Below are 26,589 nucleotides of genomic sequence, written 5' to 3'. Positions count from 1 at the left end.
CGCTGCCAGTTCCATCTCGCGCGCAACGCCATTCATCACGCTCCGAACGTCGAGAGCCGCAAGCGCATCGGAGCTGAGCTGCGCACCGTGTGGAATGCCAGCACGCTCGCCAAGGCAGAAACGGCCTTGGCAGAGATCGTCGCCAGCTATCGCACCTCTGCGCCGAAGCTGGCCGCATGGCTGGAGGAAAACGCGCCCGAGGGGCTCGCGGTCTTCACGCTGCCCGAGCACCATCGCCGCCGGCTGCGCACTTCAAACCCGATGGAGCGATCCGTCCAGCAGGAGCTCAAGCGGCGCACCGTAAAGGTCAGGGTCTTTCCCAGCGACGACGCTCTGCTGCGACTGGTCAGCGCCGTCCTCGTAGAGATCGACGAGAAATGGGCCTCCGAGACCAAGGCCTACATCAAATGGGAATGCCAGAATGCATGACCCGCTCTCAGCAGAATTTCCAGACCGCAGGTTGCTCTATCCCTCGCATGGGCCATCGGACAGGCGCGCGACCATCGCCTCGGCCGCATCGCGCATCGCCGGAAACGCCTCGCGCAATCGCCCGCCCCCGAAGGCGGGGTCGATGATGCGCCGCTGCCGCTTCCATTCGGCCCCGTTGGTAACGAAGACCGAGCGCCCCAGAAGCGGAGAAAGCCCCTCCCGCACCCGCCGGGATTTCGGGAAATCGTCAGGACGCTTTCGCAGAACCAAATCAACCAGTTGCGGATCGTTCATCATGTAGCTTCGAAAGAACGGCGTCCTGAATTCGGCCATCCACGCGCGGTAGAGACGCTGCGGCTGCGCGCTCAGGATGTCTTGCCGGAACAGCCGGGCATAGGCCCAGAGCCCCACACGACTGGGACGCGACGCAGGTTTTGGCGGGCTCACGCGGTCCGGTCCGTGTGCCGGTTGACCGGTTCCGTCAGGCGCGACGGGCTGGCCCGGAGACCGGCGAAGCGTTCGGCGAGAGTCTTCGGCCCTGCAGTGATGCGGAAATAGTCGTAAGCGCCCGGGCGGTCAAAGGCACACAGATATTGAAAATGCAGCCGGAAGAAGCGATGCCGCAGTGCGCGCCAGCGTCCGGGGCTCAGCGTCTGCGTAAACGCCGCAGACAGGACCAGCGGCCCCGTCTGCCGCGCCGGCGCCACGCCCGAGACGGCGACCGGATCGCACAGCGCGAAGGCGCAGCCATCCCCCGGCGCGGTCACGTCGAGCCAGAACACATCATCCTGCCCCCCCATGAGGTGAAGATCCGAACGAAGCCGCCCCGCCTCCGGCAGGAAACTCACCATCGGCACGACATGGCCCAGTGTCAGGAGCGACACCCGCCCCGGCGGCAGCCGCCCATCCCGTATCAAGTCGGCCAGCGCCGAAACCGCCATATGTGCGCCGGTCGAATGACCAACGACCAGCACCTCATCCGCGCCGCCCGAAGCCGCCTTCGCGATCCGGCCGCCGAATGATGCCAGCCTTGCCTCAAGTTCGACGGCATAGGCACCGCGCCCGCGGGCGGTGAAGGCGAAGTCGTGCATCAGGTAGTATGCGAAGAGCCGGTTGTCCCGCGCCCGGAACCAAAGCAGCAGCCCCCAGCCCGCAACCGCCCCCAGCGCCCCCCCAAAAAGCCACCCGAGGACGACCATCCCCGAGCCGAGCCACGCCCCAAGAACCACCAGCGCGAGCGCCGCCGCAAGCTGGGCGATCAGCAGCACGGTCGGATAGAACGCCGCGATCACCGGCCCCTTGCGCAGGCGCATCAGCCGGAACAACGCGCCCGAGCGGAGGTAAATCCACAGCGTGCGCACAAGCTGCGCATAGGTCGCGGGGATGGAGCCGGACATGCTCTCCGACACGATATCCGACCAGACCAGCACCTCGACGTCGCTGTGCACCTCCGCCCCCTCGATCCGGGCCGCGACCGTCCAGCCGAAGGCCGGGCGGCCCTTTTCCTGCGCAATCGTATAGCCCGAGATCGCCGCCTGCGCGGCGCTCTCCCTGCGGTACAACTCGCGGTAGCGGCGCGGGGGAAACGGGTCGTAGCCCGGGATGTAGAGGACGTGGCGACGCCGGATTTCGGGCATGGGATCCGTGGCGGGGTTGTGTCGGTCGCGGCCACGATGCCAGATGCGCACGGCGAAGATAAGGAGGAGCCATGCCGGATCTCGAGATCGATGCGCTCGGGCTGCTCTGCCCCCTGCCGGTCCTGCGGCTTCGCAAGCGGATCAAGGGCCTTGCCCGCGGATCGACGGTGCGGCTGCTGGCCGATGATCCGGCGGCGCATGTCGATGTGCCGCATTTCTGTGCCGAGGCGGGGCACGAATTCGTCGGTGCCGAAGGGCACGCCTTCACCATCCGGACGGGCTGAGGCGGGCGCCGCGCGCCCGCCCCGGACTTACTCGGCCGCGCGCGCCATTCCCGCACCACCGTTGCGGATGACCGACAAAAGCTCCTCGCGGCGCTTCGCAGTCTTGCGCTCGTTGGCCTCCTTCACCGGACCGAAGCCCCGGATCTGCGTCGGCAACTCGGCCAGCGCGACCACCGCGTCGCGGGTCGCATCGTCGAGCTTCGGCAGCACTTCGGCCATGTCGGTCTCGTATTGCGCGATCAGCGCGCGCTCCATCCTGCGCTCCGCCGTGCGGCCGAACGGGTCAAACGCCGTCCCGCGCAGTTTCTTGCCACGAGCGAGAAGGGGATACATCCGCTCGATCCACTGACCGAAGGCCCGCTTTTTCGGACGGCCGTCGGCGCCTGGCTTGGCGATGACCGGCGGCGCAAGGTGGTAGGTCAGCTTGAGATCGCCGTCGAACGCCTCCCGCGCCTTGTCGCGCGTCGCCATCAGAAGCCGGGCCGTCTCGTACTCGTCCTTGTAGCCGAGAAGCTTGTGATAACCCTTCGCCGCCGCTTCGCGAACGGCCGGATCGGCAATGCCGTCCAGCATCCGGGTATAACGCTCGGCATAGCGCTTCGACTGATAGGCCGTCAGGTGCTCGACCCGCGCGGCAATCTTTGCATCGAGCGTCTCGGGCAGCTTGACCACCGTGTCATCGAGCAGTTTTGCCGCCGCCTCGGGACGCTCCATCGCCCAGCGCCCCAGTTCGAACGCCCGCTGGTTCTTCTCGACCGCGGCACCGTTAAGCTCCACCGCCTTCAGGATGGCCTCGCGGCTCAACGGGATCAGGCCCTTCTGCCAGGCCGCGCCCATGATCATCATGTTCGAGAAGATCGTGTCGCCCAGCAGCTTCTCGGCCAAAGCCGACGCATCGAACAGCGTCAGCCGCTCCCGCAGCCGCGCCTGGAGCGACACGCCAAGACGGTCGGCCGGCAGCTTGAAATCGGCGTTGCCGGTGAAGTCCCCGGTGACGATCTCGTGGCTGTTGACGACCGCGCCGGTCCGCCCCGTCGAGGTCAGCGCCAGCGTCTTGTTGTCCGCCGACACCACGAGGTCTCCGCCGATCAATGCATCCGCCTCGCCCAGCGCCACACGGATGGCGGAGATGTCCTCCGGCCGCTCCGCCAGACGGCAATGCAGCGCGACGGCGCCGCCCTTCTGCGCCAGACCCGCCATCTCCATGACGCCCGCGCCCTTGCCATCGAGATGCGCGGCCATGGCCATGACGGCTCCGATGGTGACGACGCCCGTGCCGCCGACGCCGGTGATCACGGTGTTCCACGTGCCATCCATCGTCGGCAGGGCCGGTTCCGGCAAGTCGCCGATCTGGACCTCCGCCGTCGCCTGCTTCTTCAGCTTGCCACCCTCGACCGAGACGAAGGACGGACAGAACCCGTTCACGCAGGAATAGTCCTTGTTGCAGGTGGACTGGTCCACCGCGCGCTTGGTGCCGAAGGCCGTCTCCACCGGAACGAGCGAAACGCAGTTCGACTGCACGCCGCAATCGCCGCAACCCTCGCAGACGTCGGTGTTGATGAAGATCCGCCGGTCCGGATCGGGGAACAGGCCCCGCTTGCGGCGGCGGCGCTTCTCGGCGGCGCAGGTCTGGATGTAGAGGATGACGGACACGCCGTCGGCCTCGGTCATCTTGCGCTGCACCTCGGGCATGTCCGCACGCTCGTGCCAGTCGAGGCCCGAGGGAAACTTCGCACGGTCCACGTCCTCCTTCTCGTCATAGACGACGGAGATCGTCTTGACGCCCATCGCCTGAAGCTCGCGCGCGATCTGGTCGGGCTGCAGGTCGCCCTCGTTGTGCTGCCCGCCGGTCATGGCGACGGCGTCGTTGTAGAGGATCTTGTAGGTGATGTTCGTCCCCGCCGCGAGCGCGGCCCGGATCGCGAGGATGCCGGAATGATTGTAGGTGCCCTCGCCCAGGTTCTGGAACACGTGCTTGCGCTTGGAGAACAGCGACTCGCCCACCCAGTTCACGCCCTCGGCGCCCATATGGGTGTAGCCCTCGGTGTTGCGGTCCATCCACAGCGCCATGACGTGGCACCCGATGCCCGCGCCGGCACGCGACCCCTCGGGCACCTTGGTCGAAATGTTGTGCGGGCAGCCGGAGCAATACCACGGCGTGCGCTTGGCGATGTCGGGGGCGTTATCGGAACGCTTCGCCTCGGCGACACGGGCCAGACCCGCCTCCATCCGGTCGGTGCCGCGACCCTCCTCCTTGAGGATGCGGCCGAGCTTCTCGGCGATGTCCGTGGGCTCCAGCGCGTAGGCCTGCGGGAACAGGCGGTTCCCCTGCCCGTCCTCGTAGCCATAGACGCGGCGCCCCTGCCGGTCGTTGAAGATCGCCTCCTTGACCTGCACCTCGAGCAGCTTGCGCTTCTCCTCGACGCAGACGATGAGGTCGAGCCCCTCGGCCCAGTCGTGCAGGCCCTTCATGTCCATCGGCCAGGTCTGTCCCACCTTGTAGGTGGTGATGCCCAGACGCTCGCATTCCGCCGCGTCGAGACCGAGCAGGTTCATCGCATGCACGAGGTCGAGCCAGTTCTTGCCGTGGCTGACGAATCCGATCTTGGCGCCCGGCTTGCCCAGAATGCGCTTGTCCATGCGGTTGGCGTGGCTGAACGCCTCGGCAGCCCAGCGCTTGTGACCGAGCAGCCGCTCCTCCTGCGGGATCCAGTGATCGTTGAGCCGGATGTTCAGGCCGCCTTCGGGGACCGGATAATCCGGTGTCACGAAGGACAGGCGGTCCGGGCGGCCGTCGACGACCGACGTGACCTCAACCGTGTCCTTCATCGTCTTGAGGCCGACCCAGACGCCCGCATAGCGCGACAGCGCCCAGCCATAGAGACCGTAATCCAGGATCTCCTGCACGCCCGCCGGCGACAGGACCGGCATGTGCACGTCGATCAGCGCCCAGTCCGACTGGTGGCACGTGGTCGAGGATTCGCCGGTATGGTCGTCGCCCATCGCCATGAGCACGCCGCCATGCATGGACGTGCCGGCCATGTTGGCGTGGCGCATCACGTCGCCGGACCGGTCCACGCCCGGGCCTTTGCCGTACCACAGGCCGAACACGCCGTCATGCGTGCCCTCGCCGCGAAGCTCCGCCTGCTGCGAACCCCACAGGGCCGTCGCGGCGAGATCCTCGTTCAGACCCGGCCGGAAGGTAATGTCGTTGCCTTCCAGAATCTTGCGGGCCTTGGCCATGTTCAGGTCGACCCCGCCCAGCGGCGAGCCGCGATAACCGGTGCAGTAGCCGGCGGTGTTCAGCCCCGCCCGCCGGTCGCGTTCCTTCTGCAACAGCATCAGGCGCACCAACGCCTGCGTGCCGTTGAGCAGAACCTGCTCCTTTTCGATGTCGTAGCGGTCGTTCAGAGAAACGTCGTGGCGCATGATGCATCCTCCCGGAAACGAATATAGGTCACAAATGCTGACCCACCAAGCGGCTTTTGTTCCCACTTGCATCTTACGTTATCGTAAGGCCTGTGGCAGGGGTGCCGCCTTTGCCCGGAGGTTAGCATGGATTGGGACAAGCTGAGAATTTTCCACGCCGTCGCCTCGGCCGGGTCGCTGACCCATGCGGGCGAGGTGCTGCACCTGTCGCAATCCGCCGTCAGCCGCCAGATTCGCGCGCTCGAGGAAAACCTGAGCACGACGCTCTTTCACCGCCACGCGCGCGGCCTGATCCTGACCGAACAGGGCGAGCTTCTGTTCGACGCGGCGCAGGCGATGAACAAGCGGCTGGATGCGGCAAGTGCGCGCATCCGCGACAGCGAGGAGGAAGTGTTCGGCAACCTGCGGGTGACGACGACGATCGGGTTCGGCTCGATCTGGCTGGCGCCGCGCCTGCCCAAGCTCTATGCCCGCTACCCCGATCTGAACCTCGACGTGATGCTGGAGGAGCGGGTGCTCGACCTGCCCATGCGCGAGGCCGACGTCGCCATCCGCATGAAGGAGCCGAGCCAGGCCGACCTCGTGCGCAAGCGGCTGATGGAAATCCGGATGCAGCTCTTCGCCTCTCCCGCCTACCTCAAGGCCAGCGGCACGCCAAAGAGCCTGCACGACCTGTCGGCCCATCGCCTGATCTGCCAGCGGCTCGATTCCACGCAGGTCAGCGCGGGCGCGATGCTGCTGCGGGAATTGATGACCTACGACATCAGCCGGCTTCTGACGGTGAACAACTATTTCGGCGTTCTGCAGGGCGTTCTGAGCGATCTCGGCATCGGTGTTCTTCCCGACTACCTGAGCGAGGATTTCCCCGAACTCGTGCGCGTTCTGCCCAGCGTGGAATCGAACGAGGTCCCGGTCTTCCTCGCTTTCCCGGAGGAGTTGCGCGGCTCCCGCCGGGTCGAGGCGTTCCGCGACTTTGTCATCGAAGAGGTCGTCTCCTACCGAAAGGCGCGGCAGGAAAAGGGCGTCGCCTGAGGCATGCCTGCAACGCATGGCGGGATTGCACCGATCGGTTCATTCTTTGCCTTGCGGGCGGGCAGGTCGCGCAATAACTGGGCAATCGAAGGACGGCATAGCCGACCTTCACCTCCCTGTTGGACTAGGCCGGGCCATGTGCCCGGCTTTTTTTATGTCCTCTCGGCCTCCGCCGCCGCGACTTCGCGGATGCGTTTGACCATCGCGCGCAATCCGTTCGACCGCTGCGACGACAGATGTTCGTCCAGACCCAGCCGCCCCAACTCGGCCGCCGCATCCACCTGCGGCACCTCGCCCACCGGCAAGCCGCCGTAAAGGTCGTGCAGCACCGCGATCAGGCCCCGGACGATCATCGCATCGCTCTCGCCGGCAAAGTCGAACTGCCCCTCCGCAACCCTCGGATGCAGCCAGACCTGACTGGCGCAGCCCTCGACCTTCGTGGCCGGCACCTTCAACGCGTCGTCGAGCGGCGGAAACGCGCGCCCCATATCGATGACGTGCCGGTAGCGGTCCTCCCAATCGTCGAGGAAGGCGAAGGTCTCGACAAGCTCCTCGAACCGTTCCTGAGCCATGTATTCCCTCCTTCTGAACTGCTTGGGAGGTAAGCCGCCCCCGGGGCGAGATCCACCCCGCTTCCATACGCGCCCGCGATCGGCTAGCCCGGATGCGGGGACAGGACGAGGGACATCATGGGCCATACGGGACGGATCGCGACCCTGATCGCCGCCGGGTTTCTGGCGGGCTGCGGCGGCGGCGAAGCGCGGGACGCAGCGCGGCAGGAAACCGTGGCGCAGGCGCCTCTGATCGATCAGATCGTGTCGCTGACGGCGGCGCCGACGCCCGGCGGCGTGATCGTCACCGCGACGGGCCTGCCGCCGACGCAAGGATACTGGGATGCCACACTCGTCCCCGTCGAGGCCGGGCCCGGAACGCTGATCATGGATTTCCAGATCGCGCCGCCCGTGACGCCCAAGCCGTCGGGCACCCAACCCTCGCGCGAGGTTCTGGCCGGAGGATTCGTTTCGATGCAGGACCTGGGCGGTGCAACCACCATCGTCGTACGCGCGGCGCGGAACCAGCAATCGGTCACGCGCCAATAGCGGTCTCGACACGCCGCACATCCTTCCCGAACGGCCGTCACTGACCTCAGATGCCCGTGCCCGCACAATCGATGCAGGGACGCATTGCGGTTTATGTCGAGGGTCGATCCGGAAACCGGATGCAGGTACGGGACGTTCCTGACGCCGAACAGGAGGAAAGTGCCGATGCCGCAGGCGACAGAAATGGTGGATGATCTTGAAGCCGTCGCACACGATCATACACGCCCAAGCGTCGGTGACGTCACCGAGGCGCTCGGCAAGCGGTCCGTAGGCGCTCTGATCGCCCTGCCCGCCATGCTGGAAATCACGCCGATCGGCGGCATTCCCGGCCTGCCGACGACTCTCGCGCTCATCATCGCGATCCTGGCGGCGCAGATCGCCGTCGGCCGCGATCACCTGTGGCTTCCGGGCTTTCTCGACCGCCGCAACGTGTCTTGCGAACGGGTCATCGCCTCGGCCGAAAAGCTGCGCCCCGTGGCGCGTTGGGCCGACAAATATCTCGGCGCGCATATCCACGCGATGATGCATCCGCCCGCACACAGGCTGGTCGCCATCGCGATCATCACCTTGTGCTTCACCGTGCCCCCGCTGGAACTTGTGCCCTTTGCTTCCACGATCCCGATGGCAACCATCGCGATCTTCGGGCTCGGCCTTCTGTTTCAGGACGGGCGGCTCCTGCTGCTCGGCTGGGTTGCCTACATCGCGGCCGTCTCGGTCCTGATCTTCATCGTGCCTTGGGGAAACCTCGCCACCCGCCTGGCCGGCTAGAGGCGCGGCACCCGGGACCGGCCCAAGTCACTTCGTCTGCCCCTCCCCGAGGCGAGCGAGCACGTCCTCGACGCTGCGCTCGATCAGCGCGAGTTCATCGGGCGCGGAGAAGCGGTGGTCGGCGCCCTTGACGAGGGTCAGCCGCATGTCCGGCCCCTCCGCATGCTCCAGCAGCCGCATTGCGGTCGCCACCGGCACCGCGTCATCCGCTGTCCCCTGCAGCATCCGCACCGGGAACGGCAGGTGCAGCGGCCCGCGCAGCAGCAGCCTGTCGCGCCCCTCCTCGATCAGGCGTCGGGTGATGACGTAGGGATCGCCGTAATCCGACGGCACCGAAAGCTGCCCCTCCGCCAGAAGCCGCGCGCGCTGATCCTCCGAGAAGCCGGCCCAGTAGCCGTCCTCCGTGAAATCCGGCGCGGCCGCGATGGTGACGAGGCCCGCGACACGCGCCGGGTGGTGCCGCGCGATCAGAAGCGCGATCCAGCCGCCCATGGAGGAGCCGACGATTACCTGCGGCCCCGCGGTCACCGCCTCGATCACGGCCAGCGCGTCTTCGTACCAGTCGCCGATGGCGCCCGCCGCGAACGTGCCGCCAGATGCGCCATGGCCGGAATAGTCGAGCCGCAGGAACGCGCGCCCGTTCCGCCGCGCCCAATCCTCCAGCGCGAGGGCCTTGGTTCCGTTCATGTCCGACTTGAACCCGCCGAGGAACACCACACCCGGTCCCTCGCCCGGCGTGACGTGATGGGCCAGCACGTTTCCGTTCCGCTCGATCGTCGCCATGATGCGCCTCCGTTCGTTATGTTCCGGGCGTAGCGCGACGCGGCGGGCGGGGCAAACCGTCGCTGGACCTCGTGCGCCCCGGATGCGTTTCGGTAATGGAAAGAGGAGAACAATATGGTCAAGGACAACGATGACGGGCAGCAGCCCATGAAGCCCAGCCCGCACAAGCCGGGCCGCCCGAAAGAAAACACCTACGGCGAAAGCGCGGCCGATAAGAAGCCGGAGGGCGGTCGTACGAAATACGACAAGCCCGCCGTCGGCGCCGATGATTTCGCCACCGACGAACAGCGCGACAAGCGGATCCGGGGCAACGAATCGTCCGTGGATGGTGGAGAGAAGAAGAACGAGGGTTGAGCCGGAGCCCGGATCAGTCGTCGCGCGGACGGCGGTAGCCCTGCGCGACGACGAACTTCTCGGAGGAATCCGACCGACTTGCCCCTGGTTTGACGTTGGAAACCTTGTCAAACCGCTGCTTGAGAAGCTTCTGCAGCTCACCCTCGGCCCCGCCGGCGAGGACCTTGGCCACGAAGGTACCGCCTTCGGCCAGAACGTCGAAGGCCAGTTCGGCCGCAGCTTCGCAAAGCGAGATGATCCGCAGGTGATCGGTCTGTTTGTGCCCCGAAGACGAGGCGGCCATGTCGGACATCACGACATCCGCCGGTCCGCCGAGCCATTCCTTGACCCGGTCATCGGCGCCTTCGGACAGGAAATCAAGGACGTGAATCTCGGCCCCCGGCACGGCGTCGACCTCCTGCAGGTCGAGGCCGATGAGACGCCCCTGCGGCTTGCCCGAGCGCGATCCGTCGGCGTTGACGCGGGGTGCGGCGATCTGAAGCCAACCACCCGGCGCACAACCAAGGTCAACGACACGCGCGCCCGGGACGAGGAAGTGGTATTTGTCGTCCAGTTCCATGATCTTGTAGGCCGCCCGGCCGCGGTACCCCTCGGCCCGCGCGCGCTGCACGTAGGGGTCGTTGAGCTGCCGCTCCAGCCAGAGCTTCGAGGACAGCTTGCGCCCACGCGCGGTCTTGACCTTCACGGTGAGGTCGCGCCGGCCGCGGCCGGACGTATTCTTCGGGGGCTTTGTCATGTTCGGCAGATAGGAGATCGTTGCGGCGAAGGCCAGCATCTCCGAACGATACCGGCCGCAACCATTCGGCCCGTGACGCGACCACCTACGCAATTACCCATGGGTAATTGCCACAAGGCCATGATATTTCGCATGTATTTTTTGAAGTAACCTAAAACGGCCCGTCGTCCAGAACCCCATCCGCCGACATCTGCGCGTAAAGCAGCCCCTCGCGCAGGCCCCGGTCAGCCACCGACAGCCGATCGGTCGGCCATACACGCAGCAGCGCCTGCAGGATCGCGGCACCCGACATGATGAGCGAATGCCGGTCGCGCCCGATGCGCGGATCGCCGCGCCGCCCCTCGGGCCCCATGGCAAGATATCCGCGGATCACCCGGTCGATCTGCGCGGTGGTCATGCGCAGCCCGTCGACCTTGTTGCGGTCGTAACGGCGCAGGTTGAGATGCGTCGCCGCCACCGTCGTGACGGTGCCCGAGGTGCCGATGATCTGGAAGCCGGGATCCACCGCACCTTCGGCGTCGGCATAGGGCGAGAACTCCGCCAGACATTCCTCAAAATGCCACGACATGAGCGCGAAACGTGCGGAATCGTCGGCCACGTCGCGGAACTGGTCCTTGAGCGTGGCGACGCCGAGGGGGATCGAGATCCAGTCCACCACCTTGGCGCGCGGGAACGGATCTCCGGCGCCGGCATGGAACCCGGCGTGAAGCCGCATGATCGCGCGAGCGCGATCGTGGCGCGGCACACGGGTCAGGTCGATCCACACAAGCTCCGTCGAGCCGCCGCCGATATCGACGACCAGAAGCTGCTCGGTCTTGGCCGAGACGAGGGGCGCGCAGGACACGACGGCAAGGCGCGCCTCCTCCTCGGGCTGGATGATCTCGAGCGGAAGCTGCGTCTCGCGGGAGACGAGGGCGATGAATTCGGCGGCGTTGGAGGCGCGCCGGCAGGCCTCGGTCGCCACGAGGCGCATGCGCCGGACGTCGTGGGTCTCCAGCTTGCGGCGGCAGATCTTGAGCGCGCCGATGGTGCGGGCCATCGACGCGCGGCTGAGCCGACCCGAGGATTCGAGGCCGTTGCCGAGTTGCACCGACTTGGAAAAGCTGTCGATGACGTGAAGCTGGCTGCCCTTGGGCTGCGCGATCAGCATCCGGCACGAATTAGTCCCGAGATCGAGCGCGGCATAAAGCTCCGCCGGATCGGGGCGATCCGTGGATCGGGCCTTCGCCTCGATATTCGGCAGCACCGGAACGCCGGGCCCGGCGACGCGAAGCGCGCCGACGTCGGGCCCGCGCCGGTTGGCCGGGTCGTCCGGTGGCATCGCCGCCTCCGCTTGTCTGGTTGGTATCATCATATGTTCACGATCCGGATTCGCACAAGCGCCCTCATGACCATCTTGAAGGATCCGATAGCGGCACGGGGTCGCGCGCGCCGGGCGAAGCGCATATCCGTGGCCATGTCGTCATCGGGCGGCGCGAAGTCGGAACCGGACGCGGCGACGGGCGACGGGCGCCTATCAAGGCCATCAGGTTCGGAGAGGTGTCATGGCGCAGATCACAGTCGTCTACTGGCGGGACATCCCCGCGCAGGTCATCGCGGGAACGGGGCGCCGAGGCGCCAAGATTCCGCTGCCGGAACGGTTCGAGCAGGCCATCGACCGTGCCGCCATGGCCGCCGGCGCGGCCGAGACGGATGACTATCTGGCCGATTGGCGTAAGGTGGCCGAAGGCGAGGTCGCGGGCGACGACCGCACCGCCGCCGAGGCCCGCGCCGCCGAGATCGAGGCGGCTTGGCCGATGGAACGGTTGCGCGACGTGGCCCGGGCCGGCGGACGGGAGGGCGTTTCCTGATGGCGCTTCTCGGATTTCGCAGCAGCCCCGCCCGCGCCCCCAAAGACGCCGCGGTGGCGGATTTCCTGCAGGGACATTCCATCGAGGTCATGCCCCGCACGGCCGAGAAGGTGGAGGATTTCCGCAGCCTCCTGCCGGCCGGCACGCGGGTCTACATCGCCCATATCGAGGGCACGGACATCGCCGACATGGTCGCCACCGCCGCGCGGCTACGCGCCGAGGGGATGGAGCCGATGCCCCATTTCCCCGCGCGCCTGATCGCCGATCGCGCCACCCTCGACGATTGGGTCGCGCGCTATCGTGGCGAGGCGGATGTGCGGCAGGGGCTGATCCTTGCCGGCGGCGTGAGCGAGCCGGCCGGAGAGTTCCACGACTCGATGCAGCTTCTCGGCTCGGGCGCCTTCGACGGGTTCACGCGGCTGCACGTGGCCGGCCATCCCGAGGGCAACCGCGACATCGACCTTGACGGCAGCATGAAGAACGTCTCGGACGCGCTTGAATGGAAGCAGAAATTTTCGGAGCGGGCGGATGCGGAAATGGCCATCGCCACGCAGTTCTGCTTCGAAGCCGGACCGGTTATCGAATGGGCCGATGCGCTGCGCGAGGCCGGGATCGACCTGCCGATCCATATCGGCGTGGCGGGTCCGGCCAAGCTTCAGACGCTGATCAAGTTCGCCATCGCCTGCGGGGTGGGACCGTCGCTGCGGGTCTTGCAGAAGCGCGCCACCGACGTCACCAAGCTGCTGCTGCCCTACGAGCCGACGGAGTTCGTCGGCCATCTTGCCCGCCACAAGGCGGCACATCCGGAATTCAACATCGAGGCCGTTCACGTCTTCCCGCTGGGCGGGATCAAGACCTCCGCAGCGTGGCTCTCGGCGCATAGCAAGGACAAAGAATGACCCGCACGGTACTGGAATCCAAGACAAAGACCGTCACGATCGGCTTTGACGAGCCGTTCTGCGTGATCGGCGAGCGCATCAACCCGACCGGGCGCAAGAAGCTGGCTGCGGAGCTGGAGAGCGGCGACTTCTCGACCGTGGAGAAGGACGCGATCGAACAGGTGGCCTGCGGGGCGATGGTTCTGGACATCAATTCCGGCGCCGTCTTCACCAACAAGATGGCCGAGGATCCGCGCTACGCCGACAACAACTTCGTCGAGCCGACCCTGATGGGCCAGCTTATCGATACGGTTCAGGCACTGGTGGACGTGCCGCTGTGCATCGATTCCTCTGTGCCCGGCGCACTGGAGACGGGGCTGGAAAAGGCGCAGGGGCGGCCGCTCCTGAACTCCGTCACCGGGGAGGAGGAACGGCTGGAGCTCGTCCTGCCGCTGGTGAAGAAGTACAACGTGCCGGTCGTGGCGATCTCGAACGACGATACCGGGATCAGCGAGGACCCGGAGGTTCGTTTCGCCGTCGCCAAGAAGATCGTCGAGCGGGCCGCGGATTACGGCATCCCCGCGCATGACATCGTGGTCGACCCGCTGGTCATGCCGATCGGCGCGATGTCGACGGCGGGGCGGCAGGTCTTCACGCTGGTCCGTCGTCTGCGCGACGAGTTGGGCGTGAATACGACCTGCGGGGCGTCGAACATCTCCTTCGGGCTTCCGAACCGTCACGGCATCAACGCGGCCTTCCTGCCGATGGCCATCGGCGCGGGAATGACATCGGCGATCATGAACCCCGTCCGCTCCGTCGAGATGGAGGCGGTGGCGGCCGCCAACATGCTGATGAACCACGACCCGAACGGCGGTCGGTGGATCGGCCTCGCGCGCGTGATCGAGGCGATGCAGGCCGGCGCGACCTTCGCCGAGGCGGCGACGGCGGCCCAGAATTCGGGTGCGCGTTCGAGCGGGCGGCGTGGCGGCCGGCGGCGGGCCTGACCGGCCATGGCCGATGCGTCCGATCCCCTCGTCGTGTTCATGCCCTCGGGCAAGCGCGGGCGCGTGCCCGCCGGCACCAGCGTGCTGTCTGCGGCGCGGCGTCTGGGCGTTGATCTCGACTCCGTCTGCGGCGGGCGCGGCATCTGCTCGCGCTGCCAGGTGCAGCCGGGGACGGGCTCGTTTCCCAAGCTTGGCCTGACCGTCGCGCCCGACGCATTGTCGAAGTTCAACGCGGTCGAACAGCGCTATGACGACAAGCGGGGCCTGAAGGCGGGGCGGCGGCTTGGCTGTCAGGCCTGCGTGCAGGGGGACGTGGTTCTCGACGTGCCGCCGGAGAGCCAGGTCCACCGGCAGGTCGTCCGCAAGGCCGCCAGCGGGCGGTCCATCGTGATGGACCCCGCGACGCGGCTGCATTTCGTCACCGTGGAAGAGCCGGACATGGATGCCCCCTCGGGCGATCTGGAGCGGTTTCGCGCGGCGCTGGCGGAGCAGTGGGACCTGACCGGGCTCGGAATGCCCCTGCCGCTGCTGCGGCGTCTGCAGCCGGTTCTGCGGGCGGGAAAGTGGCAGGTGACGGCCGCGATCAACCACGATGCCGGTCAGGTGACCGCCCTGTGGCCCGGCCTGCGCGAGGAGGCGCCGCTGGGCCTCGCCATCGATCTCGGCTCGACCACCATTGCGGCGCATCTGTGCGATCTCGGCACCGGAGAGGTTCGGGCGTCGGGGGGCGTGATGAACCCGCAGATCCGCTTTGGCGAGGATCTGATGAGCCGGGTGAGCTATTCGATGATGAACCCCGACGGCGCGGCGGAGATGAACGCGGCGGTGCGCGACGCGCTCAATGCGCTGGCCGTGGAGATGGCCGCGGAGGCCGGTGTCGCGACCGAGGACGTGGTCGAGGCGGTGATCGTCTGCAACCCCGTGATGCATCACCTCCTGCTCGGGGTCGATCCGGTGGAGTTGGGCCAGGCGCCGTTCGCGCTGGCCACGTCGGACGCGCTGCGGCTTGATGCGGCGGAACTGGGGCTGGCGGCCCTGTCGCCGGGGGCGAGTGCGTATATCCTGCCCTGCATCGCGGGCCATGTCGGCGCGGATGCGGCCGCCGTCGCTCTCTCGGAGGCGCCCGATCAGGCGGAGGCAATGACCCTCGTGGTGGATGTGGGGACCAACGCGGAAATCCTGCTCGGCAACAAGGAGCGGCTGCTGGCCTGCTCCTCGCCGACGGGCCCGGCCTTCGAGGGGGCGCAGATCAGCTCGGGCCAGCGGGCCGCGGCCGGCGCGATCGAGCGAGTCGAGATCGATCCGGAGACGAAGGAGCCGCGGTTCCGCGTCATCGGCTCGGATCTGTGGTCGGATGATCCGGCTTTTGATGCGGTGCCCACCGGCATCTGCGGATCGGGCATCATCGAAGCGGTGGCGGAGATGCGGCTTGCGGGCATCCTCGACCCGTCCGGCCTGATCGGATCGGCGGCGCAGGTCGGCACCGAACGCTGCACGGCCGAGGGGCGGACGAACGCCTATCTGCTGTGGGAGGGGGACGACCGGCGGATCACGGTCACGCAGAACGACATCCGGGCGATCCAGTTGGCGAAATCGGCGCTTTATGCCGGGGCGCGGCTTTTGATGGACGAGGCGGGGGTCGACACGGTCGACCGCGTGATCCTGGCCGGCGCGTTCGGGGCGCATATCTCGCCGCGTCACGCGATGGTGCTGGGGATGATCCCGGATGCGGATCTGGCGCATGTCACCTCGGCCGGGAATGCGGCGGGGCACGGGGCGCGGATGGCGCTGTGCTCGCGGGCGTCGCGAACGCATATCGAAGGTCTCGTGCGGCGCATCGAGAAGATCGAGACGGCCGTCGCGCCGCGGTTTCAGGAACATTTCGTGGCGGCCAACGCGATCCCGCACGCGACCGATCCGTTTCCGCATCTGGGCCCGTTGCCGGTGGTCGGGTTCAACACGTCGGGCGAGGGGCGGGTACGGCGGCGGCGCCGCTAGGACAACTCGATCACCGGACCGGCGGCCGCCTGCGCGTCGGCGGCATCGTGGGTCACGAGGAGGATCGGCACGCCTGCCTCCCGCGCGCGCGTGAAGACGAGGTCGCGCGTCTGTCCGCGCCGGGCCGCGTCGAGTTTCGAGAACGGCTCGTCCAGAAGAAGGGCGCGCGGCCGCGACAGCAGAACCCGCATCAGCGCCACGCGCGCGCCCTGCCCGCCCGACAGCGTGGCCGGATCGCGGTGTCCGTAGCCGTCGAGGCCGATCTGGGACAGTGCCGTGTCGACAGTGGCGCGGCGTTCGGCGCGGGTGCCGCCGCGCGGCAGGCCGAAGGCGAGGTTGGCGGCGACGGAAAGATGCGGGAACAGAAGCGGGTCCTGATGCAGAAGGCCAATGCGCCGCGCCTCGGGCGGCAGGCCGGCCAAGTCGCGCCCGTCGAGGGTGACGCGCCCGGTCCCGCGAAAGGCGCGCGGCAAGTCGCCCATGACGTAGCTCAGCAGCGTGGACTTGCCCGACCCGGACGGCCCCATCAGCGTCAGCACCTCGCCCGGCGCGATATGTGCATCGACGCGCAACAGCGTGACGTCGCCCCGTGCGATGCGGATGCCCTCGAGGTGCAGTCCCTCAGCCATGCCGCATTCCCCGCCGGTTGCGGAACACGATCGCGGGAACGACCAGAGCCAGTGCGAAAGGCAGAAGCGCCGCGCCCGCCTGTCCCAGTCCCCAGACCCCGATCGCGCGCCTGTCGCCGCCGGAGCTCAGGGCCACCGCCTCGGTCACCAGCGTCGTGACCCGTCCGCCGCCGAGCAGCAGCGTCGGCAGGTATTGCCCGACCGAGACCGCGACGCCGATCGCGGCGGCCACCAGCAAGGCGCCCGTCAGCATCGGAAGGCGGATGTGCCAGAGTACCCGGTTGGGCGATGTGCCCAGCCCCGCCGCCACCGCCGCCAGCCGCCCATCCCATGCCCGGAACGGTCCGGCGAGGGAGAGGAAGACATAGGGCAGGACGAAGACCACATGTCCCGCGAGCACCAGCCAGACCGACGGGCCGAGGCCGAGTTTCAGGGGCAGAAGCTGCAACCCCGGAAGGAAGGCCACCTGCGGCACGAGAAGCGGGAGGTAGAGAAGCCAGAGCGCCCGCTGCGACAGGGTCAGGCCGAAGCGGTGCTCGGCCTCGAGGCAGCCGATGACGAGGAAGAGCGAGACGAGCGTCGCGGCGGCGGCAATCACGAGGGTGAGCAGTGCGACCTCGGCCATGTCGGGACCGAAGCGGCTCCAGGACCGCCAGGTCAGCACCTCGGGGGCGAGGTCCGGATAGCTCCACCGTGCGGCGACGGACCAGAGCGCGAGCGCGGCGAGCCCGACCAGCACCATTACCGCCGATCCGCCGCCGAGAACGAGACCCGCCCCGCGCAACGCCCCCTCAGGTGCGCCGTGCCCGGACCAGATCCACGCGCGGCCGATCCGGCCGGCCAGACGCTCCGCCAGCAGCCAGAGCAGCAGGATCCCGAGTGTGGCCGTAAGAAGAGCGAGCCCCCCGGCAGCGGCCACGGCGCGCATCGCGAGGTCGGGATCGGTCATCCAGCGCGTGACCTGCACCGCGAGCGGCGGCGGCGTGCTGGGCCCAAGGATCACCGCCACATCGACATTGGTCATGCCGAAGACAAGCACGACGAGGACCGGCAGGCGCACCTGCGCGTAGAGGCCGGGGAAGATGGCCTTTGCCCAGGCCGCCACCCTGCCCTGCCCGAGCGAGCGCGCGACGCGCAGCCGGGCCGGCGCGTCCACCTGCGGCAGCGCGGCCAGCATCATCAGAAGAAGGAACGGAAGCTCCTTGGCGATCAGACCCGCCGCCAGTGACAGACCCCAGCGGTCGCCGAGGATCAGCAGGTCCGGCGCACGTTCCCAGCCGAGCGCCACCGCAGGGATCCGGGCGACCCAGCCCGATGGCGCTATCAGGAACGCGAAGCCCAAAGCGGCCGCAGCATGGGGCACGGCAAGGACGGGCGAAAGCACGCGTTCGAGCCACCCGAAAGCCCGCGTTCCATACCAGCCCGCGAGGATCAGCGCCGCCCCCGCCAGCGCACCCAGCGTGGCCAGGACGCCGGAGATCACCGAGACGGCCAGCGCACGCGGGAGGCCCGGCCATTCGAGGACGTGCGCGAAGGGCCGGTCGGCCCCCGGCACGAGATAGCCGAAGGCCGGAAGGATCGTGCCCGCCAGCCCGAACAGGACCGGCCCCGCCAGGACCAGCGTCGTCAGCAGCGGCAGCGGGCGCAGCACCTCAGGGCGCGACGCCGTAGCGGTCGACCCAGTCGGCGGCGATGCGCGTGGCCCAGGTGGGATGCGGCTCCGGCAGGGCCTGGCCCAGTTCGGCGGGCGACAGCGTGGCGATGCCCAGCTCCAGCGCGTCGAAGGCGGCGCGATCGGCCCTCGGGAGCTTCTCCATGTCGAGCACGGTGCCGTAGCCCAGCACGTCGGGCATCTGCGCGCGAAGCTGCGCCTCGGGCGAGAGGATGATGTCGGCCACGACCATCGCGCCCGCCTTGGCGGAGGAATTGTAGGGGATCGCCACGAAGCTTGCGTTGCCGATCGTGCCACCGTCGAGGACGTAGGTCCGCACGCTTTCGGGCAGCTCGAAATTGGCGATCGCGGTGCTGGCCTCACCGGGCGAGAAGCTGAAGGAGAGGTCCGTCTCGCCGTCGTTGATGAGATGGAGCATGCGCGGCCCGGTTTCGGGATAGGCCCGCCCCTCGCGCCACAAAAGCGGCGTCAGCGTGTCGAGCCAAGCCCAGAGCGGCTCCGTCACGGCTTCGTAATTGTCGCCGGCCGGTTCCTGAAGGACGGCCGGATCCTCCGCCAATTCGATCAGCATCTGCTTGAGGAAGGTTGTGCCGAGAAAATCGGGCGGCTGCGGATAGGTGAAGCGGCCGGGATTGGCCTGCGCCCAGTCCAGAAGCGCCTCGGCGGTGCGCGGCGGCTCCTCCACGCGTGCACTGTCATGGACCATGACGAGTTGTGCCATGGCCCAAGGGCTCTCGTAGCCTTCGGTCGGTACGGTGAAGTCGGTCCGGACGGTCTTGCCCTCGACGTCGACATATTGCCAATTCGGCAGCTGCTCCGCGAAGGGACCGAAAAGCAGGTCAGCCTCCTTCATGGCGGCGAAGTTCGCGCCGTTGATCCAGATGAGGTCGACCGAACCGTCCGCGTCCCGACCGGCCTGCTTCTCGGTCAGGACGGCGCCGACCGCGTCGGCGGTGTCGGCGAGCTTGACGTGCTCAAGGGTCACGCCCTGCTCCGCCGCCTGATCGCCGATCCAGGCGATGAAGTCGTTGGTCGCCGTCGAGCCGCCCCAGGCATGCCAGTAGACCGTCTGTCCCTCGGCGGCCTCGGTCACGGCCTCCCAGTCGGCCGGGTCGATCGCGGCGGCGCCGGATTGGGCATTGGCAAGATTGGTCGCGACCAGCAGCGCGGCGAGGGTCGGAATGAAGCGCATGTCGATCCTTCAGGTCAAAAGAGTGCGGGCATTGGCGAGGCGCGCCGTTGCGGTGACGAGGCAGAGCGCGCCGAAGATCCACGAAAGCGGCCCGAACCAGTCCGGCAGGAGGCAGATTAGGACGAAAAACCCGATCGTCTCGGTCCCTTCGAGCAGCCCGGCGGAATAGTAGAGCGATTTGACCCCTTGGGCAGATGTCTCCAGCCCGCGCTTCTCGGCCATGATCGCGTAGCCGAGAAAGCTCGTGCCGTTGACATAGAAGGTGAACAGCAGGAACGCCGCTGGGAGGGCGTTCTGCGGCGAGAGGATGCCGAAAGCCAAGGGAACGGCGCCGTAGAAGACGAAATCCGAGAAGATATCGAAATAGCCTCCGAAATCGGTCCGGTGGGTCGCACGCGCCACCGCCCCGTCCAGACCGTCCATCAGGCGCGATGCGAGGAGCGGGATCAGCGCCCAACCCGGTGCGCCGAGCGCGATCACCGCGGCGGCGGCCAAGCCGAGGCTAAGGCCGATCACGGTGACGGCATTCGCCGTCACTCCCCGTGCGGCGAGCGCCCGCCCCGCCCGGTTCAGCGGCGGGTCGATCAGACGGCGGGCTTGGATATCGAGCATGAGCGCTCCGGTCGTGGGTCGGTCGGCGGTTGGGGTGCCGCAAGGGCATCGGCACCGCAAGCCACGAAAGCGTGACTCTTCGTCCCGATGTCCCGCCATCGCCTCCGAGCGCGCCCGCTCGGCCTTCCCCCCGCCTGCGCATCGGTGTATCTCTCCCGCAGGGAAGCGTGGCCGAGCGGTCGAAGGCACCGGTCTTGAAAACCGGCAGGCGGGAAACCGTCTCGTGGGTTCGAATCCCACCGCTTCCGCCACCGACCCCCATCTCATTTCCCTGTACCGAATTCGAGCAGAATTCCCCCGCGATTTCCGCGGCTTATGGGGTCGTTCCCTGGACACAGACGCACTTCGCCAGGCGGGATTGCCGTGTTCACGGGGCCAGTCTCTGTCGGCCATTTCAGGAGGTGCGGTTTGCGTGGGATTTCCCTGATATCCCGGGATTTACAGGGAATTCCGCTCCATCGGAGGGTCCACGGTCGAAATCGAGCTGGAATCTCGCCGCCAAGACAGTGACTTACGGGCGATTTCCCTACGCGAAGGAACAGGGAATTTTTCTCACCGAACAGGGAGTTTTGTGCGCCGAACAGGGAGGCTGCGTCCCGGATCAGGGAACGGCGCTAGCCGTCGATCGTGATCATCCGCTCCTGGGCGGCCCAGTCCAGGGGCAGCTTTGAGCGGATCAGCGCAGCGAGGGTGAGTGTCACCGGCTGGGTGCCCTCGGCGATGGCGGTCTGCAGGCGGGGCGAGAGGCCGGCGAGTGCAATGATGCGGGCAACGTATCGCTCCGTCGATCCGGCTTCGGCTGCGATGACGTTCAGCGGTGTTCCGCGGCGCAAGGCGGCCGCCCAGTGATGCGCGTTGCGCAGGGCGCGCAGGAGCGTGGGGTCTGGCTGAGGGGTGCGGTCACCGGTCACGATCCTGATCTCGACCCCGCGCCGTCGAAGCGTGAATGGCGCCTCGAGAATGTGCATCGAGGGGGCGAGGTCCTGGCCCGGGATCATCAACGCCGATCCAAGAGCCGCCGAATCGAGCCGGATCGCGAGGCGGCTCTGTGCGATCGCAATGCTGTCGACCAGGAGGACGGCCGCGCCGATACCGCCCGTCTCGATCCCGTCCGCGAGGGATCGTGTCCTGTCGGATATCGCTGTGCTCATGGCCGCATCCACGTGTTGCAGCGCCGCATGCCGCGCAGCGTGATCGCGCAGATGGTCTGCGATGACCTGCGCGATCGCGCGCTCGAAGGCGGGCGCAGGCAGCCGCCACGCTTCTGGATCAGGCCCGCCGGAGATCAGCCGGTTGGAGATGTAGTAGCGCAACCGCCGCCCATGCCGCTTCGTATGTGAGGGCGTGAGAAGGTCGCCGGTCTCGTCGCGAACCTTGCCAAGCAGCGGCGCTGCGTTTGCCGAGGCGATCTGCCCGGACGCGCTCTGGCCGCGCCGCCTGGCGCTGGCCTGCTGCAATCTGGCCTGCACCCGATCCCACTGGTCCTCATCGACGATGGCGTCGTGCAGCCCGGGCCAAGTCTTCTCCTTGTGGCGGATCAGACCGCGGTAGATCGGGTTGGTCAGCAGCTTGTAGATCTGGCCGCGGCTGAAGGGAGTGCCGCCCTGCCCCCGCCCCGAGGAAAAGACATGACGTTTCGACTGCAGGCCCAGATCCGCGGCCGCGCGCGCCGTGGCGTTCAGGCAGCCATGGGTCTCGTAGAGCGCGAAGATCTGCCGGACGACGTCTGCTCCAGCGGCGTTCACCACCAGTTCGCGCCGCATCGGATCGGGATGCGGATCATAGCCGAGCGGCGGGAGGCCGCCCATCCAGAGGCCCTTCTTCTTGGAGGCCGCGATCTTGTCCCGGATGCGCTCGGCGGTGACTTCGCGTTCGAACTGCGCGAAGGACAAAAGGACGTTCAGGGTCAGGCGCCCCATGGAGGACGAGGTGTTGAAGGCTTGCGTGACCGAGACGAAGGAGCAGCTCGCCGCTTCCAGCCGCTCCACCAGCTTGGCGAAGTCTGCGAGGGACCGCGTCAGCCGGTCGATCTTGTAGACGACCACCATGTCGATGCGGCCCGCATCGATATCCGCCATCAGCCGCCTGAGACCCGGGCGCTCCAGCGTTCCGCCCGAGATGCCACCGTCGTCGTAGCGGGCCGGCAGCATCTTCCAGCCCTCGTGGCGCTGACTGGCGATGTAGGCGGCACAGGCCTCGTGTTGCGCATCGAGCGAGTTGAAGTCCTGGTCGAGGCCTTCGTCGGTGGATTTTCGCGTGTAGATCGCGCAGCGGATTACCGGGCGGCTCATGATGCGGCCTTTCCGGTCAGGCCGAAGAACCGCGGCCCGGACCAATGCGCCCCGGTGATCTCGCGGGCAATGGCCGAGAGCGACCGGTAGGCCTCGCCTTTCCAGACAAAGCGGTCCTCGAGAACATCGACCACATGGGTGACGCCGTTCCATTCCCGGATCAGGCGGCCGCCTGGCTTGAGGGCGGGTGTGCGCACCGGGGCCTTCGGTCCGGGCTCCGCGTTCAGCACCTTCCGCAGGCTCCCTGGCAGGCCGCCCTGCTGGCGCGTCTGCAGCTCGAAGGCCAGGAACTGGCGCAGGAACACCCGGCTGATCCCCTTGGGCGCCGGTGTGCCGAAGAGGTCCGACCAGGCCGCAACGAGTGCGGCCCGGTCCATGGTCTCGAGATCGGCGACACGGATCATTCGGTGGCCCCAGGCATCGCGGTGATCCGGTAGATCGAACCGCCGGCCTTCCTGCCCTGTGGTGTCTCGCGCTCGATCGTGTAGCCGGTCTTGCGGAATCCGCTGAGGGCTGCGCGAGCCGAGTGCGGCTGCCATCCCGTCGCCTTGCAGATCGCCTCAAGGTTTGCGCCCTGCGGCCGGGCGAGCAAGCTGCGCACCGTCTCGGACTTGGTTTGCCTTGGTCTGGGCATTGTCTTCTCCTCTGGTTGTCCCGGGCCGCCACATGCCGGCTCCGGTACCGAGGAGCGCCCGGAGTGCGTGCCGGGCGTGCGTCCAGTGACGCTCTGTTCGCGGCACGAGTCCAGTACGATCTCGATCTGATTGCACGACGCCACAACGGGTCACGTCGGGCCGGATCGGCAGGTACCACACCCCAGATTATTTCGCAAAAAACAGCACCTTGAGAAAAAACAGGCTTGCAGGCGGGCGCTGGCTGTGCGATGAGCGTGCATCCTTCCTCATGAAGGATATCGCCGCCCCGCAGGCAGCACTCATTCGATCAGGAATATCCTGATCAGCAGAGGGCATTCGAAGGGCAGCTTCACCGGATCGTATTGGTCCGGGGGGTCTTGTCAGAAGAACTTCGCTTGAGGCGGAGCGGGCGGCTGGATAGCTTCGTCGCATGACCAAGCGCAGCCCCTTCAAGTACTTCAAGACCAGCTCCGAGATCATTCGCCTGGCGGTGATGATGTACGTCCGTTTCCCGCTGTCGCTGCGGAACGTCGAGGATCTGCTGCACGAGCGCGGCGTCGACGTCAGCCACGAGACGGTGCGCTTCTGGTGGCATCGCTTCGGGCCGCTACTCGCCGGTGAGATCCGGAAGCGACGCATCGAGGGCCTGAAATCGAGCCGCTGGCGCTGGCACCTCGACGAGATGTTCGTGAAGATCAACGGCGAGCAGCACTACCTCTGGCGGGCGGTCGACCATGAGGGCGAAGTGCTGGAAAGCTTCGTCACGAAGACGCGGGACAAGAAGGCTGCGCTGAAATTCCTCAGAAAAGCACTGAAGAAGCACGGGCGAGCAGATGTCCTCGTGACGGACAAGCTTCGCTCCTACGGTGCGGCTCTGAAGGACCTCGGCATGACGGACCGGCAGGAGACCGGTCGGTGGCTGAACAACCGCGCGGAGAATTCGCACCTGCCGTTCCGACGACGCGAACGGGCGATGCAGCGCTTCCGGCGGATGCGAAGTCTGCAGAAGTTCGCCGCCGTCCACGCCTCCGTCTCGAACCACTTCAACCAGGAACGTAGCCTCTCCAGCCGAGACATCTTCAAGACCAACCGCACCGCCGCTCTCGCCGAGTGGCGCGGTCTTTGCGCAGGATAACAGTCAGGCCCCCTGCCCTTCCTGAGACTGGTTCGAATTGATCTGACACCACCCTTGAAGAGCTTGCGCATGAACTGCTTCGCGGCCGCGGCGTCGCGGCATGACTGCACGAGGATGTCCAAGACGTGGCCTTTCGCGTCGATTGCCCGCCACAACCAATGCTTCGTGCCGTTGATCTTGAGTACGACCTCGTCGAGATGCCACTTGTCGGCTGGCCAGGGCCGATCGCGTCGGATCTTCGCGGCGAACTGCGTCCCGAACTTCGCGACCCACACCCGTATCGTCTCATAGGAAACGGCGACGCCCCGCTCGGCCAGAAGGTCTTCGACATCTCGCAGGCTCAGGGCGAAACGGTGGTACGCCCAGACGGCGTATCCGGTGACGGTGCGCGGAAAGCGGTACCCCTTGAGGCGGGAGAGATCGTCGAGGTTCAGCATCCAAGCGAGCTACCGGCCTTCCATGACGCCATCAACCTGACAGTGCCATTTTACCTGGCCCAGAGAGCGGTTGCGCCATGCCTCCAGTTCGTCGTCGAGCAGCTTGGCAGCCCGGCTGACCTGCGAGGACGACAGGCTCTCGATCCCGAACTCGCGCATGACAGCCTCGGCGTCACGCGTGGAGACGCCTTTGACGTACATCTCGGCCACCGCCAGCATGACGGACCGAACCGACCGCCGCCCGCGCTCGAGGGATTGCGGATAGAACGGCTCTTCCCCATGCCCGGCAGTCTTGGGCACCTGCACGCTCACCGTGCCCGCAGGCGTGTCGATCCGCTTGGGTTTGTAGCCGTTGGCATAGCCGTGACGCTCGGGCGTGCGCTCATAATGGCTCGCGCCGAGAAACCGCTCCCGTTCGATCTGCATCGCCAGCTCGAAAGCCCGCGCGAACACCGATGCGATCTCGCCGGGCCCGTGCTCGATCAACTGTTCCAAGACCGCCTCAAGCGCCGTATCCTTCCTGTCCATTCGTTCTTCTCCATGGCCGTGTTGCAACTCCATGGAATACCAGAATGGGCAGCCCGTGCTGGGGCGCCCCAGCACGGGCTCACGCCCCGCGTCTCAAGCGAATTTCCAGACCTGAGGGTACAATACCAAAGAAGACCCGGATCATCGTGACCCTGCCGGCTTCGTGTCCCCGAAAGGGACTTCTCCTCCTTCTCTTCGACGCCCTCGCCCCCCCGAAAACAGCCTGACGCAAGCGCCCCGACAAACCCAGAAACATCAACCCGTATCGCCAAGACCCAAGTCACCGGCCGGCATGCCAACCGGACGCAAACACCGGGTGCGCGCAAGAAAACCGAGACCGGGGAAACCATCCCACGGAGCACAAGTCCGCAGCTTCATGAATTATGCGGGTTAGGCGCTCTAACAGGCTGCTGAAAAAGGAAATGGACCTCGACGAACTGCATCAGCCGTCTCGAAGGGATGACAAGATATTGTGCGCAGGCGCTTCCAAAACCGATATGATGTGTCGTCGTAGGAGTCGAAGATGGGCACTCAAGACTTTTTCAGCAGCCTGCTAAGTTCGACTTTATACATTATGCGGCGAAGCAAAGTGCTTCGGCCATGCGCACGAGGCGGTCGGGCGGGATTTCTTGCGGTTCCCGGTCCGGCGGAGAGTGTTGGAAAACGTCTCCTACCCAGAGGGCCAGACGCACCGAACCGATGGCGTCGGTGAAGGTAAGATTGGTCTTGCGATACCATGCTGCGGCATAGGGCGTGCTGGTCGTGCTCAGCAGGTCGCAGGCCCACAGCGAGATGAGGCTGTAGAGACCGAGCAAGGCAGGTGTTGTTCGCGCGATTGCCTTGTCGGACCACTGCCTTTGGGTTTCGACGCCGAGATGCGCGCGGGTTTCTGCAAAGGTGACCTCGACCTGCCAACGGCGGACGAAGAGTGCGATGATGTCGGCTGGCTCGCGGGCGGTGTCGGTGCTGAAGAAGGCCTGCGGGGCCCGCTTGCCTTCAGGGTCTCTGACAAGCACCCAGCGGATTGGTTTGGGCGGCGTGCCGGGGCGATACCAGAGTGCGGTGTCCGAGGCGATCTCGAGCGTTTTCCCTTGCTTGCGGCCATACCATGAGGAGACGGTCATTCTGTGCCATGGCGTAGCGGGATCTGAAAGCAAGGTCTTCAACTTGGGCAAC

Annotated in this window: 27 protein-coding genes, 1 tRNA gene and 2 pseudogenes; 13 read left to right on the top strand and 17 right to left on the bottom strand. The window is 66.8% G+C overall.

Annotation, left to right across the window (positions count from 1 at the left end; all coding sequences use genetic code 11):
• Positions 1–429 (top strand): transposase (locus JSE7799_RS09215; protein WP_186201891.1); only part of this gene is annotated, 429 nt, incomplete at its 5' end.
• A 57-nt stretch (positions 430–486) separates the two neighbouring features.
• On the opposite strand, the pseudogene JSE7799_RS09210 reads toward JSE7799_RS09215, so the two are convergent.
• Both JSE7799_RS09210 and JSE7799_RS09205 read right to left on the bottom strand, forming a co-directional pair.
• Positions 487–876: pseudogene (locus JSE7799_RS09210) on the bottom strand (cytochrome P450); the annotation flags it as partial.
• Positions 873–2,066 carry an alpha/beta hydrolase family protein gene (locus JSE7799_RS09205; RefSeq protein ID WP_055663357.1) on the bottom strand — a complete coding sequence of 398 codons (1,194 nt, stop codon included), beginning with the start codon at positions 2,064–2,066 and terminating at the stop codon, positions 873–875. The pseudogene JSE7799_RS09210 and the gene JSE7799_RS09205, both read right to left, overlap by 4 nt.
• 71 nt (positions 2,067–2,137) lie before the next feature.
• Here JSE7799_RS09205 and JSE7799_RS09200 point away from each other — a divergent pair, with 71 nt between their 5' ends.
• Positions 2,138–2,350, top strand: a complete 213-nt coding sequence (locus JSE7799_RS09200; protein ID WP_055663356.1) for a sulfurtransferase TusA family protein — start codon at positions 2,138–2,140, stop codon at positions 2,348–2,350.
• Positions 2,351–2,377: 27 nt separating this feature from the next.
• On the opposite strand, the gene JSE7799_RS09195 is transcribed toward JSE7799_RS09200, so the two are convergent.
• Positions 2,378–5,782 (bottom strand): indolepyruvate ferredoxin oxidoreductase family protein, encoded by a 3,405-nt coding sequence (locus tag JSE7799_RS09195; protein ID WP_370736649.1) that lies wholly within the window; start codon positions 5,780–5,782, stop codon positions 2,378–2,380.
• A 123-nt stretch (positions 5,783–5,905) separates the two neighbouring features.
• Between JSE7799_RS09195 and JSE7799_RS09190 the strand changes: the two genes are divergently transcribed.
• Positions 5,906–6,811 (top strand): LysR family transcriptional regulator, encoded by a 906-nt coding sequence (locus JSE7799_RS09190; protein WP_055663354.1) that lies wholly within the window; start codon positions 5,906–5,908, stop codon positions 6,809–6,811.
• A 152-nt stretch (positions 6,812–6,963) separates the two neighbouring features.
• On the opposite strand, the gene JSE7799_RS09185 is transcribed toward JSE7799_RS09190, so the two are convergent.
• Positions 6,964–7,383 (bottom strand): SufE family protein, encoded by a 420-nt coding sequence (locus tag JSE7799_RS09185; protein WP_055663353.1) that lies wholly within the window; start codon positions 7,381–7,383, stop codon positions 6,964–6,966.
• Positions 7,384–7,500: 117 nt separating this feature from the next.
• Here JSE7799_RS09185 and JSE7799_RS09180 point away from each other — a divergent pair, with 117 nt between their 5' ends.
• Together JSE7799_RS09180 and JSE7799_RS09175 are read left to right on the top strand one after the other, a co-directional pair.
• Positions 7,501–7,911: a hypothetical protein gene (locus JSE7799_RS09180; protein ID WP_055663352.1), complete on the top strand. Its 411-nt coding sequence runs from the start codon at positions 7,501–7,503 to the stop codon at positions 7,909–7,911.
• A 165-nt stretch (positions 7,912–8,076) separates the two neighbouring features.
• Entirely contained in the window at positions 8,077–8,679 is a 603-nt protein-coding gene (locus tag JSE7799_RS09175; protein WP_055663351.1) for an exopolysaccharide biosynthesis protein, read from the top strand.
• A 27-nt stretch (positions 8,680–8,706) separates the two neighbouring features.
• Here JSE7799_RS09175 and JSE7799_RS09170 read toward each other — a convergent pair whose 3' ends face one another.
• Complete coding sequence (locus JSE7799_RS09170) at positions 8,707–9,462, bottom strand: alpha/beta hydrolase (protein WP_055663350.1); 756 nt, start codon at positions 9,460–9,462, stop codon at positions 8,707–8,709.
• Positions 9,463–9,576: 114 nt separating this feature from the next.
• Here JSE7799_RS09170 and JSE7799_RS09165 point away from each other — a divergent pair, with 114 nt between their 5' ends.
• Positions 9,577–9,816, top strand: a complete 240-nt coding sequence (locus JSE7799_RS09165) for a hypothetical protein (protein ID WP_055663349.1) — start codon at positions 9,577–9,579, stop codon at positions 9,814–9,816.
• A 13-nt stretch (positions 9,817–9,829) separates the two neighbouring features.
• Here JSE7799_RS09165 and JSE7799_RS09160 read toward each other — a convergent pair whose 3' ends face one another.
• Complete coding sequence (locus JSE7799_RS09160; protein ID WP_055663360.1) at positions 9,830–10,552, bottom strand: RlmE family RNA methyltransferase; 723 nt, start codon at positions 10,550–10,552, stop codon at positions 9,830–9,832.
• A gap of 151 nt (positions 10,553–10,703) precedes the next feature.
• On the bottom strand, positions 10,704–11,873 hold the full coding sequence (locus JSE7799_RS09155; protein WP_083480420.1) for a Ppx/GppA phosphatase family protein: 1,170 nt from the start codon (positions 11,871–11,873) through the stop codon (positions 10,704–10,706).
• A 223-nt stretch (positions 11,874–12,096) separates the two neighbouring features.
• On the opposite strand from JSE7799_RS09155, the gene JSE7799_RS09150 reads away from it, so the two are divergent.
• The 4 genes from JSE7799_RS09150 to JSE7799_RS09135 are packed head-to-tail and all read left to right on the top strand — an operon-like array spanning position 12,097 to position 16,282.
• Positions 12,097–12,402 (top strand): virulence factor, encoded by a 306-nt coding sequence (locus tag JSE7799_RS09150; protein ID WP_055663348.1) that lies wholly within the window; start codon positions 12,097–12,099, stop codon positions 12,400–12,402.
• Positions 12,402–13,301 carry a methylenetetrahydrofolate reductase gene (locus tag JSE7799_RS09145; RefSeq protein WP_055663347.1) on the top strand — a complete coding sequence of 300 codons (900 nt, stop codon included), beginning with the start codon at positions 12,402–12,404 and terminating at the stop codon, positions 13,299–13,301. Before JSE7799_RS09150 ends, JSE7799_RS09145 begins: the two co-directional genes overlap by 1 nt.
• Entirely contained in the window at positions 13,298–14,284 is a 987-nt protein-coding gene (locus tag JSE7799_RS09140) for a methyltetrahydrofolate cobalamin methyltransferase (protein ID WP_055663346.1), read from the top strand. Before JSE7799_RS09145 ends, JSE7799_RS09140 begins: the two co-directional genes overlap by 4 nt.
• A 6-nt stretch (positions 14,285–14,290) precedes the next feature.
• Positions 14,291–16,282, top strand: coding sequence for an ASKHA domain-containing protein (locus JSE7799_RS09135; RefSeq protein WP_055663345.1), 1,992 nt, complete (start codon positions 14,291–14,293; stop codon positions 16,280–16,282).
• Here the strand turns inward: JSE7799_RS09135 and JSE7799_RS09130 are convergent.
• The 4 genes from JSE7799_RS09130 to JSE7799_RS09115 are packed head-to-tail and all read right to left on the bottom strand — an operon-like array spanning position 16,279 to position 20,387.
• Positions 16,279–16,911 carry an ATP-binding cassette domain-containing protein gene (locus JSE7799_RS09130; protein ID WP_055663344.1) on the bottom strand — a complete coding sequence of 211 codons (633 nt, stop codon included), beginning with the start codon at positions 16,909–16,911 and terminating at the stop codon, positions 16,279–16,281. The genes JSE7799_RS09135 and JSE7799_RS09130 overlap by 4 nt on opposite strands.
• Complete coding sequence (locus JSE7799_RS09125; protein ID WP_055663343.1) at positions 16,904–18,562, bottom strand: ABC transporter permease; 1,659 nt, start codon at positions 18,560–18,562, stop codon at positions 16,904–16,906. Before JSE7799_RS09125 ends, JSE7799_RS09130 begins: the two co-directional genes overlap by 8 nt.
• A 1-nt stretch (position 18,563) precedes the next feature.
• Entirely contained in the window at positions 18,564–19,775 is a 1,212-nt protein-coding gene (locus JSE7799_RS09120) for an ABC transporter substrate-binding protein (protein ID WP_055663342.1), read from the bottom strand.
• Between the two features lie 9 nt (positions 19,776–19,784).
• Entirely contained in the window at positions 19,785–20,387 is a 603-nt protein-coding gene (locus JSE7799_RS09115) for a CDP-alcohol phosphatidyltransferase family protein (RefSeq protein WP_055663341.1), read from the bottom strand.
• Positions 20,388–20,548: 161 nt separating this feature from the next.
• Between JSE7799_RS09115 and JSE7799_RS09110 the strand changes: the two genes are divergently transcribed.
• Positions 20,549–20,638: transfer RNA gene (locus JSE7799_RS09110), tRNA-Ser, on the top strand.
• 363 nt (positions 20,639–21,001) lie between these two features.
• Here JSE7799_RS09110 and JSE7799_RS09105 read toward each other — a convergent pair.
• The 3 genes from JSE7799_RS09105 to JSE7799_RS09095 are packed head-to-tail and all read right to left on the bottom strand — an operon-like array spanning position 21,002 to position 23,312.
• Complete coding sequence (locus tag JSE7799_RS09105) at positions 21,002–22,678, bottom strand: recombinase family protein (protein ID WP_055663340.1); 1,677 nt, start codon at positions 22,676–22,678, stop codon at positions 21,002–21,004.
• A complete protein-coding gene (locus tag JSE7799_RS09100) occupies positions 22,675–23,082 on the bottom strand; it encodes a DUF2924 domain-containing protein (protein WP_055663339.1) in 408 nt (135 codons plus the stop codon). The genes JSE7799_RS09105 and JSE7799_RS09100 overlap by 4 nt, the downstream gene beginning before the upstream one ends.
• Positions 23,079–23,312, bottom strand: coding sequence for a DUF3489 domain-containing protein (locus JSE7799_RS09095; protein ID WP_055663338.1), 234 nt, complete (start codon positions 23,310–23,312; stop codon positions 23,079–23,081). Before JSE7799_RS09095 ends, JSE7799_RS09100 begins: the two co-directional genes overlap by 4 nt.
• Positions 23,313–23,743: 431 nt before the next feature.
• On the opposite strand from JSE7799_RS09095, the gene JSE7799_RS09090 reads away from it, so the two are divergent.
• Positions 23,744–24,448 (top strand): IS6 family transposase, encoded by a 705-nt coding sequence (locus tag JSE7799_RS09090; protein WP_055663337.1) that lies wholly within the window; start codon positions 23,744–23,746, stop codon positions 24,446–24,448.
• 53 nt (positions 24,449–24,501) lie between these two features.
• Here JSE7799_RS09090 and JSE7799_RS19710 read toward each other — a convergent pair.
• Positions 24,502–24,885 (bottom strand): annotated as a pseudogene (locus JSE7799_RS19710) (IS6 family transposase); the annotation flags it as partial.
• A gap of 9 nt (positions 24,886–24,894) precedes the next feature.
• Entirely contained in the window at positions 24,895–25,413 is a 519-nt protein-coding gene (locus tag JSE7799_RS09085; RefSeq protein WP_222101730.1) for a transposase, read from the bottom strand.
• Between the two features lie 44 nt (positions 25,414–25,457).
• On the opposite strand from JSE7799_RS09085, the gene JSE7799_RS19705 reads away from it, so the two are divergent.
• A complete protein-coding gene (locus JSE7799_RS19705; RefSeq protein WP_083480418.1) occupies positions 25,458–25,640 on the top strand; it encodes a hypothetical protein in 183 nt (60 codons plus the stop codon).
• A 345-nt stretch (positions 25,641–25,985) separates the two neighbouring features.
• Here JSE7799_RS19705 and JSE7799_RS09080 read toward each other — a convergent pair whose 3' ends face one another.
• Positions 25,986–26,537, bottom strand: coding sequence for a hypothetical protein (locus JSE7799_RS09080; protein ID WP_222101729.1), 552 nt, complete (start codon positions 26,535–26,537; stop codon positions 25,986–25,988).
• Positions 26,538–26,589 lie beyond the last annotated feature (52 nt).

Origin of the sequence: Jannaschia seosinensis (assembly GCF_001408515.1) — a bacterium.
GTDB lineage: Bacteria > Pseudomonadota > Alphaproteobacteria > Rhodobacterales > Rhodobacteraceae > Jannaschia > Jannaschia seosinensis.
The sequence above is the reverse complement of the archived record's forward strand: the minus strand, read 5'-3'. Positions and strand labels throughout refer to the sequence as shown.

Coding starts and splice junctions, on each gene's coding strand:
- JSE7799_RS09205 (WP_055663357.1), bottom strand. CDS start 2,066: ATGCCCGAAATCCGGCGTCGCCACGTCCTCTACATCCCGGGCTACGAC.
- JSE7799_RS09200 (WP_055663356.1), top strand. CDS start 2,138: ATGCCGGATCTCGAGATCGATGCGCTCGGGCTGCTCTGCCCCCTGCCG.
- JSE7799_RS09190 (WP_055663354.1), top strand. CDS start 5,906: ATGGATTGGGACAAGCTGAGAATTTTCCACGCCGTCGCCTCGGCCGGG.
- JSE7799_RS09185 (WP_055663353.1), bottom strand. CDS start 7,383: ATGGCTCAGGAACGGTTCGAGGAGCTTGTCGAGACCTTCGCCTTCCTC.
- JSE7799_RS09180 (WP_055663352.1), top strand. CDS start 7,501: ATGGGCCATACGGGACGGATCGCGACCCTGATCGCCGCCGGGTTTCTG.
- JSE7799_RS09175 (WP_055663351.1), top strand. CDS start 8,077: ATGCCGCAGGCGACAGAAATGGTGGATGATCTTGAAGCCGTCGCACAC.
- JSE7799_RS09170 (WP_055663350.1), bottom strand. CDS start 9,462: ATGGCGACGATCGAGCGGAACGGAAACGTGCTGGCCCATCACGTCACG.
- JSE7799_RS09165 (WP_055663349.1), top strand. CDS start 9,577: ATGGTCAAGGACAACGATGACGGGCAGCAGCCCATGAAGCCCAGCCCG.
- JSE7799_RS09160 (WP_055663360.1), bottom strand. CDS start 10,552: ATGACAAAGCCCCCGAAGAATACGTCCGGCCGCGGCCGGCGCGACCTC.
- JSE7799_RS09155 (WP_083480420.1), bottom strand. CDS start 11,873: ATGCCACCGGACGACCCGGCCAACCGGCGCGGGCCCGACGTCGGCGCG.
- JSE7799_RS09150 (WP_055663348.1), top strand. CDS start 12,097: ATGGCGCAGATCACAGTCGTCTACTGGCGGGACATCCCCGCGCAGGTC.
- JSE7799_RS09145 (WP_055663347.1), top strand. CDS start 12,402: ATGGCGCTTCTCGGATTTCGCAGCAGCCCCGCCCGCGCCCCCAAAGAC.
- JSE7799_RS09140 (WP_055663346.1), top strand. CDS start 13,298: ATGACCCGCACGGTACTGGAATCCAAGACAAAGACCGTCACGATCGGC.
- JSE7799_RS09135 (WP_055663345.1), top strand. CDS start 14,291: ATGGCCGATGCGTCCGATCCCCTCGTCGTGTTCATGCCCTCGGGCAAG.
- JSE7799_RS09130 (WP_055663344.1), bottom strand. CDS start 16,911: ATGGCTGAGGGACTGCACCTCGAGGGCATCCGCATCGCACGGGGCGAC.
- JSE7799_RS09120 (WP_055663342.1), bottom strand. CDS start 19,775: ATGCGCTTCATTCCGACCCTCGCCGCGCTGCTGGTCGCGACCAATCTT.
- JSE7799_RS09115 (WP_055663341.1), bottom strand. CDS start 20,387: ATGCTCGATATCCAAGCCCGCCGTCTGATCGACCCGCCGCTGAACCGG.
- JSE7799_RS09105 (WP_055663340.1), bottom strand. CDS start 22,678: ATGAGCCGCCCGGTAATCCGCTGCGCGATCTACACGCGAAAATCCACC.
- JSE7799_RS09100 (WP_055663339.1), bottom strand. CDS start 23,082: ATGATCCGTGTCGCCGATCTCGAGACCATGGACCGGGCCGCACTCGTT.
- JSE7799_RS09095 (WP_055663338.1), bottom strand. CDS start 23,312: ATGCCCAGACCAAGGCAAACCAAGTCCGAGACGGTGCGCAGCTTGCTC.
- JSE7799_RS09090 (WP_055663337.1), top strand. CDS start 23,744: ATGACCAAGCGCAGCCCCTTCAAGTACTTCAAGACCAGCTCCGAGATC.
- JSE7799_RS09085 (WP_222101730.1), bottom strand. CDS start 25,413: ATGGACAGGAAGGATACGGCGCTTGAGGCGGTCTTGGAACAGTTGATC.
- JSE7799_RS19705 (WP_083480418.1), top strand. CDS start 25,458: ATGGGCAGCCCGTGCTGGGGCGCCCCAGCACGGGCTCACGCCCCGCGT.
- JSE7799_RS09080 (WP_222101729.1), bottom strand. CDS start 26,537: ATGACCGTCTCCTCATGGTATGGCCGCAAGCAAGGGAAAACGCTCGAG.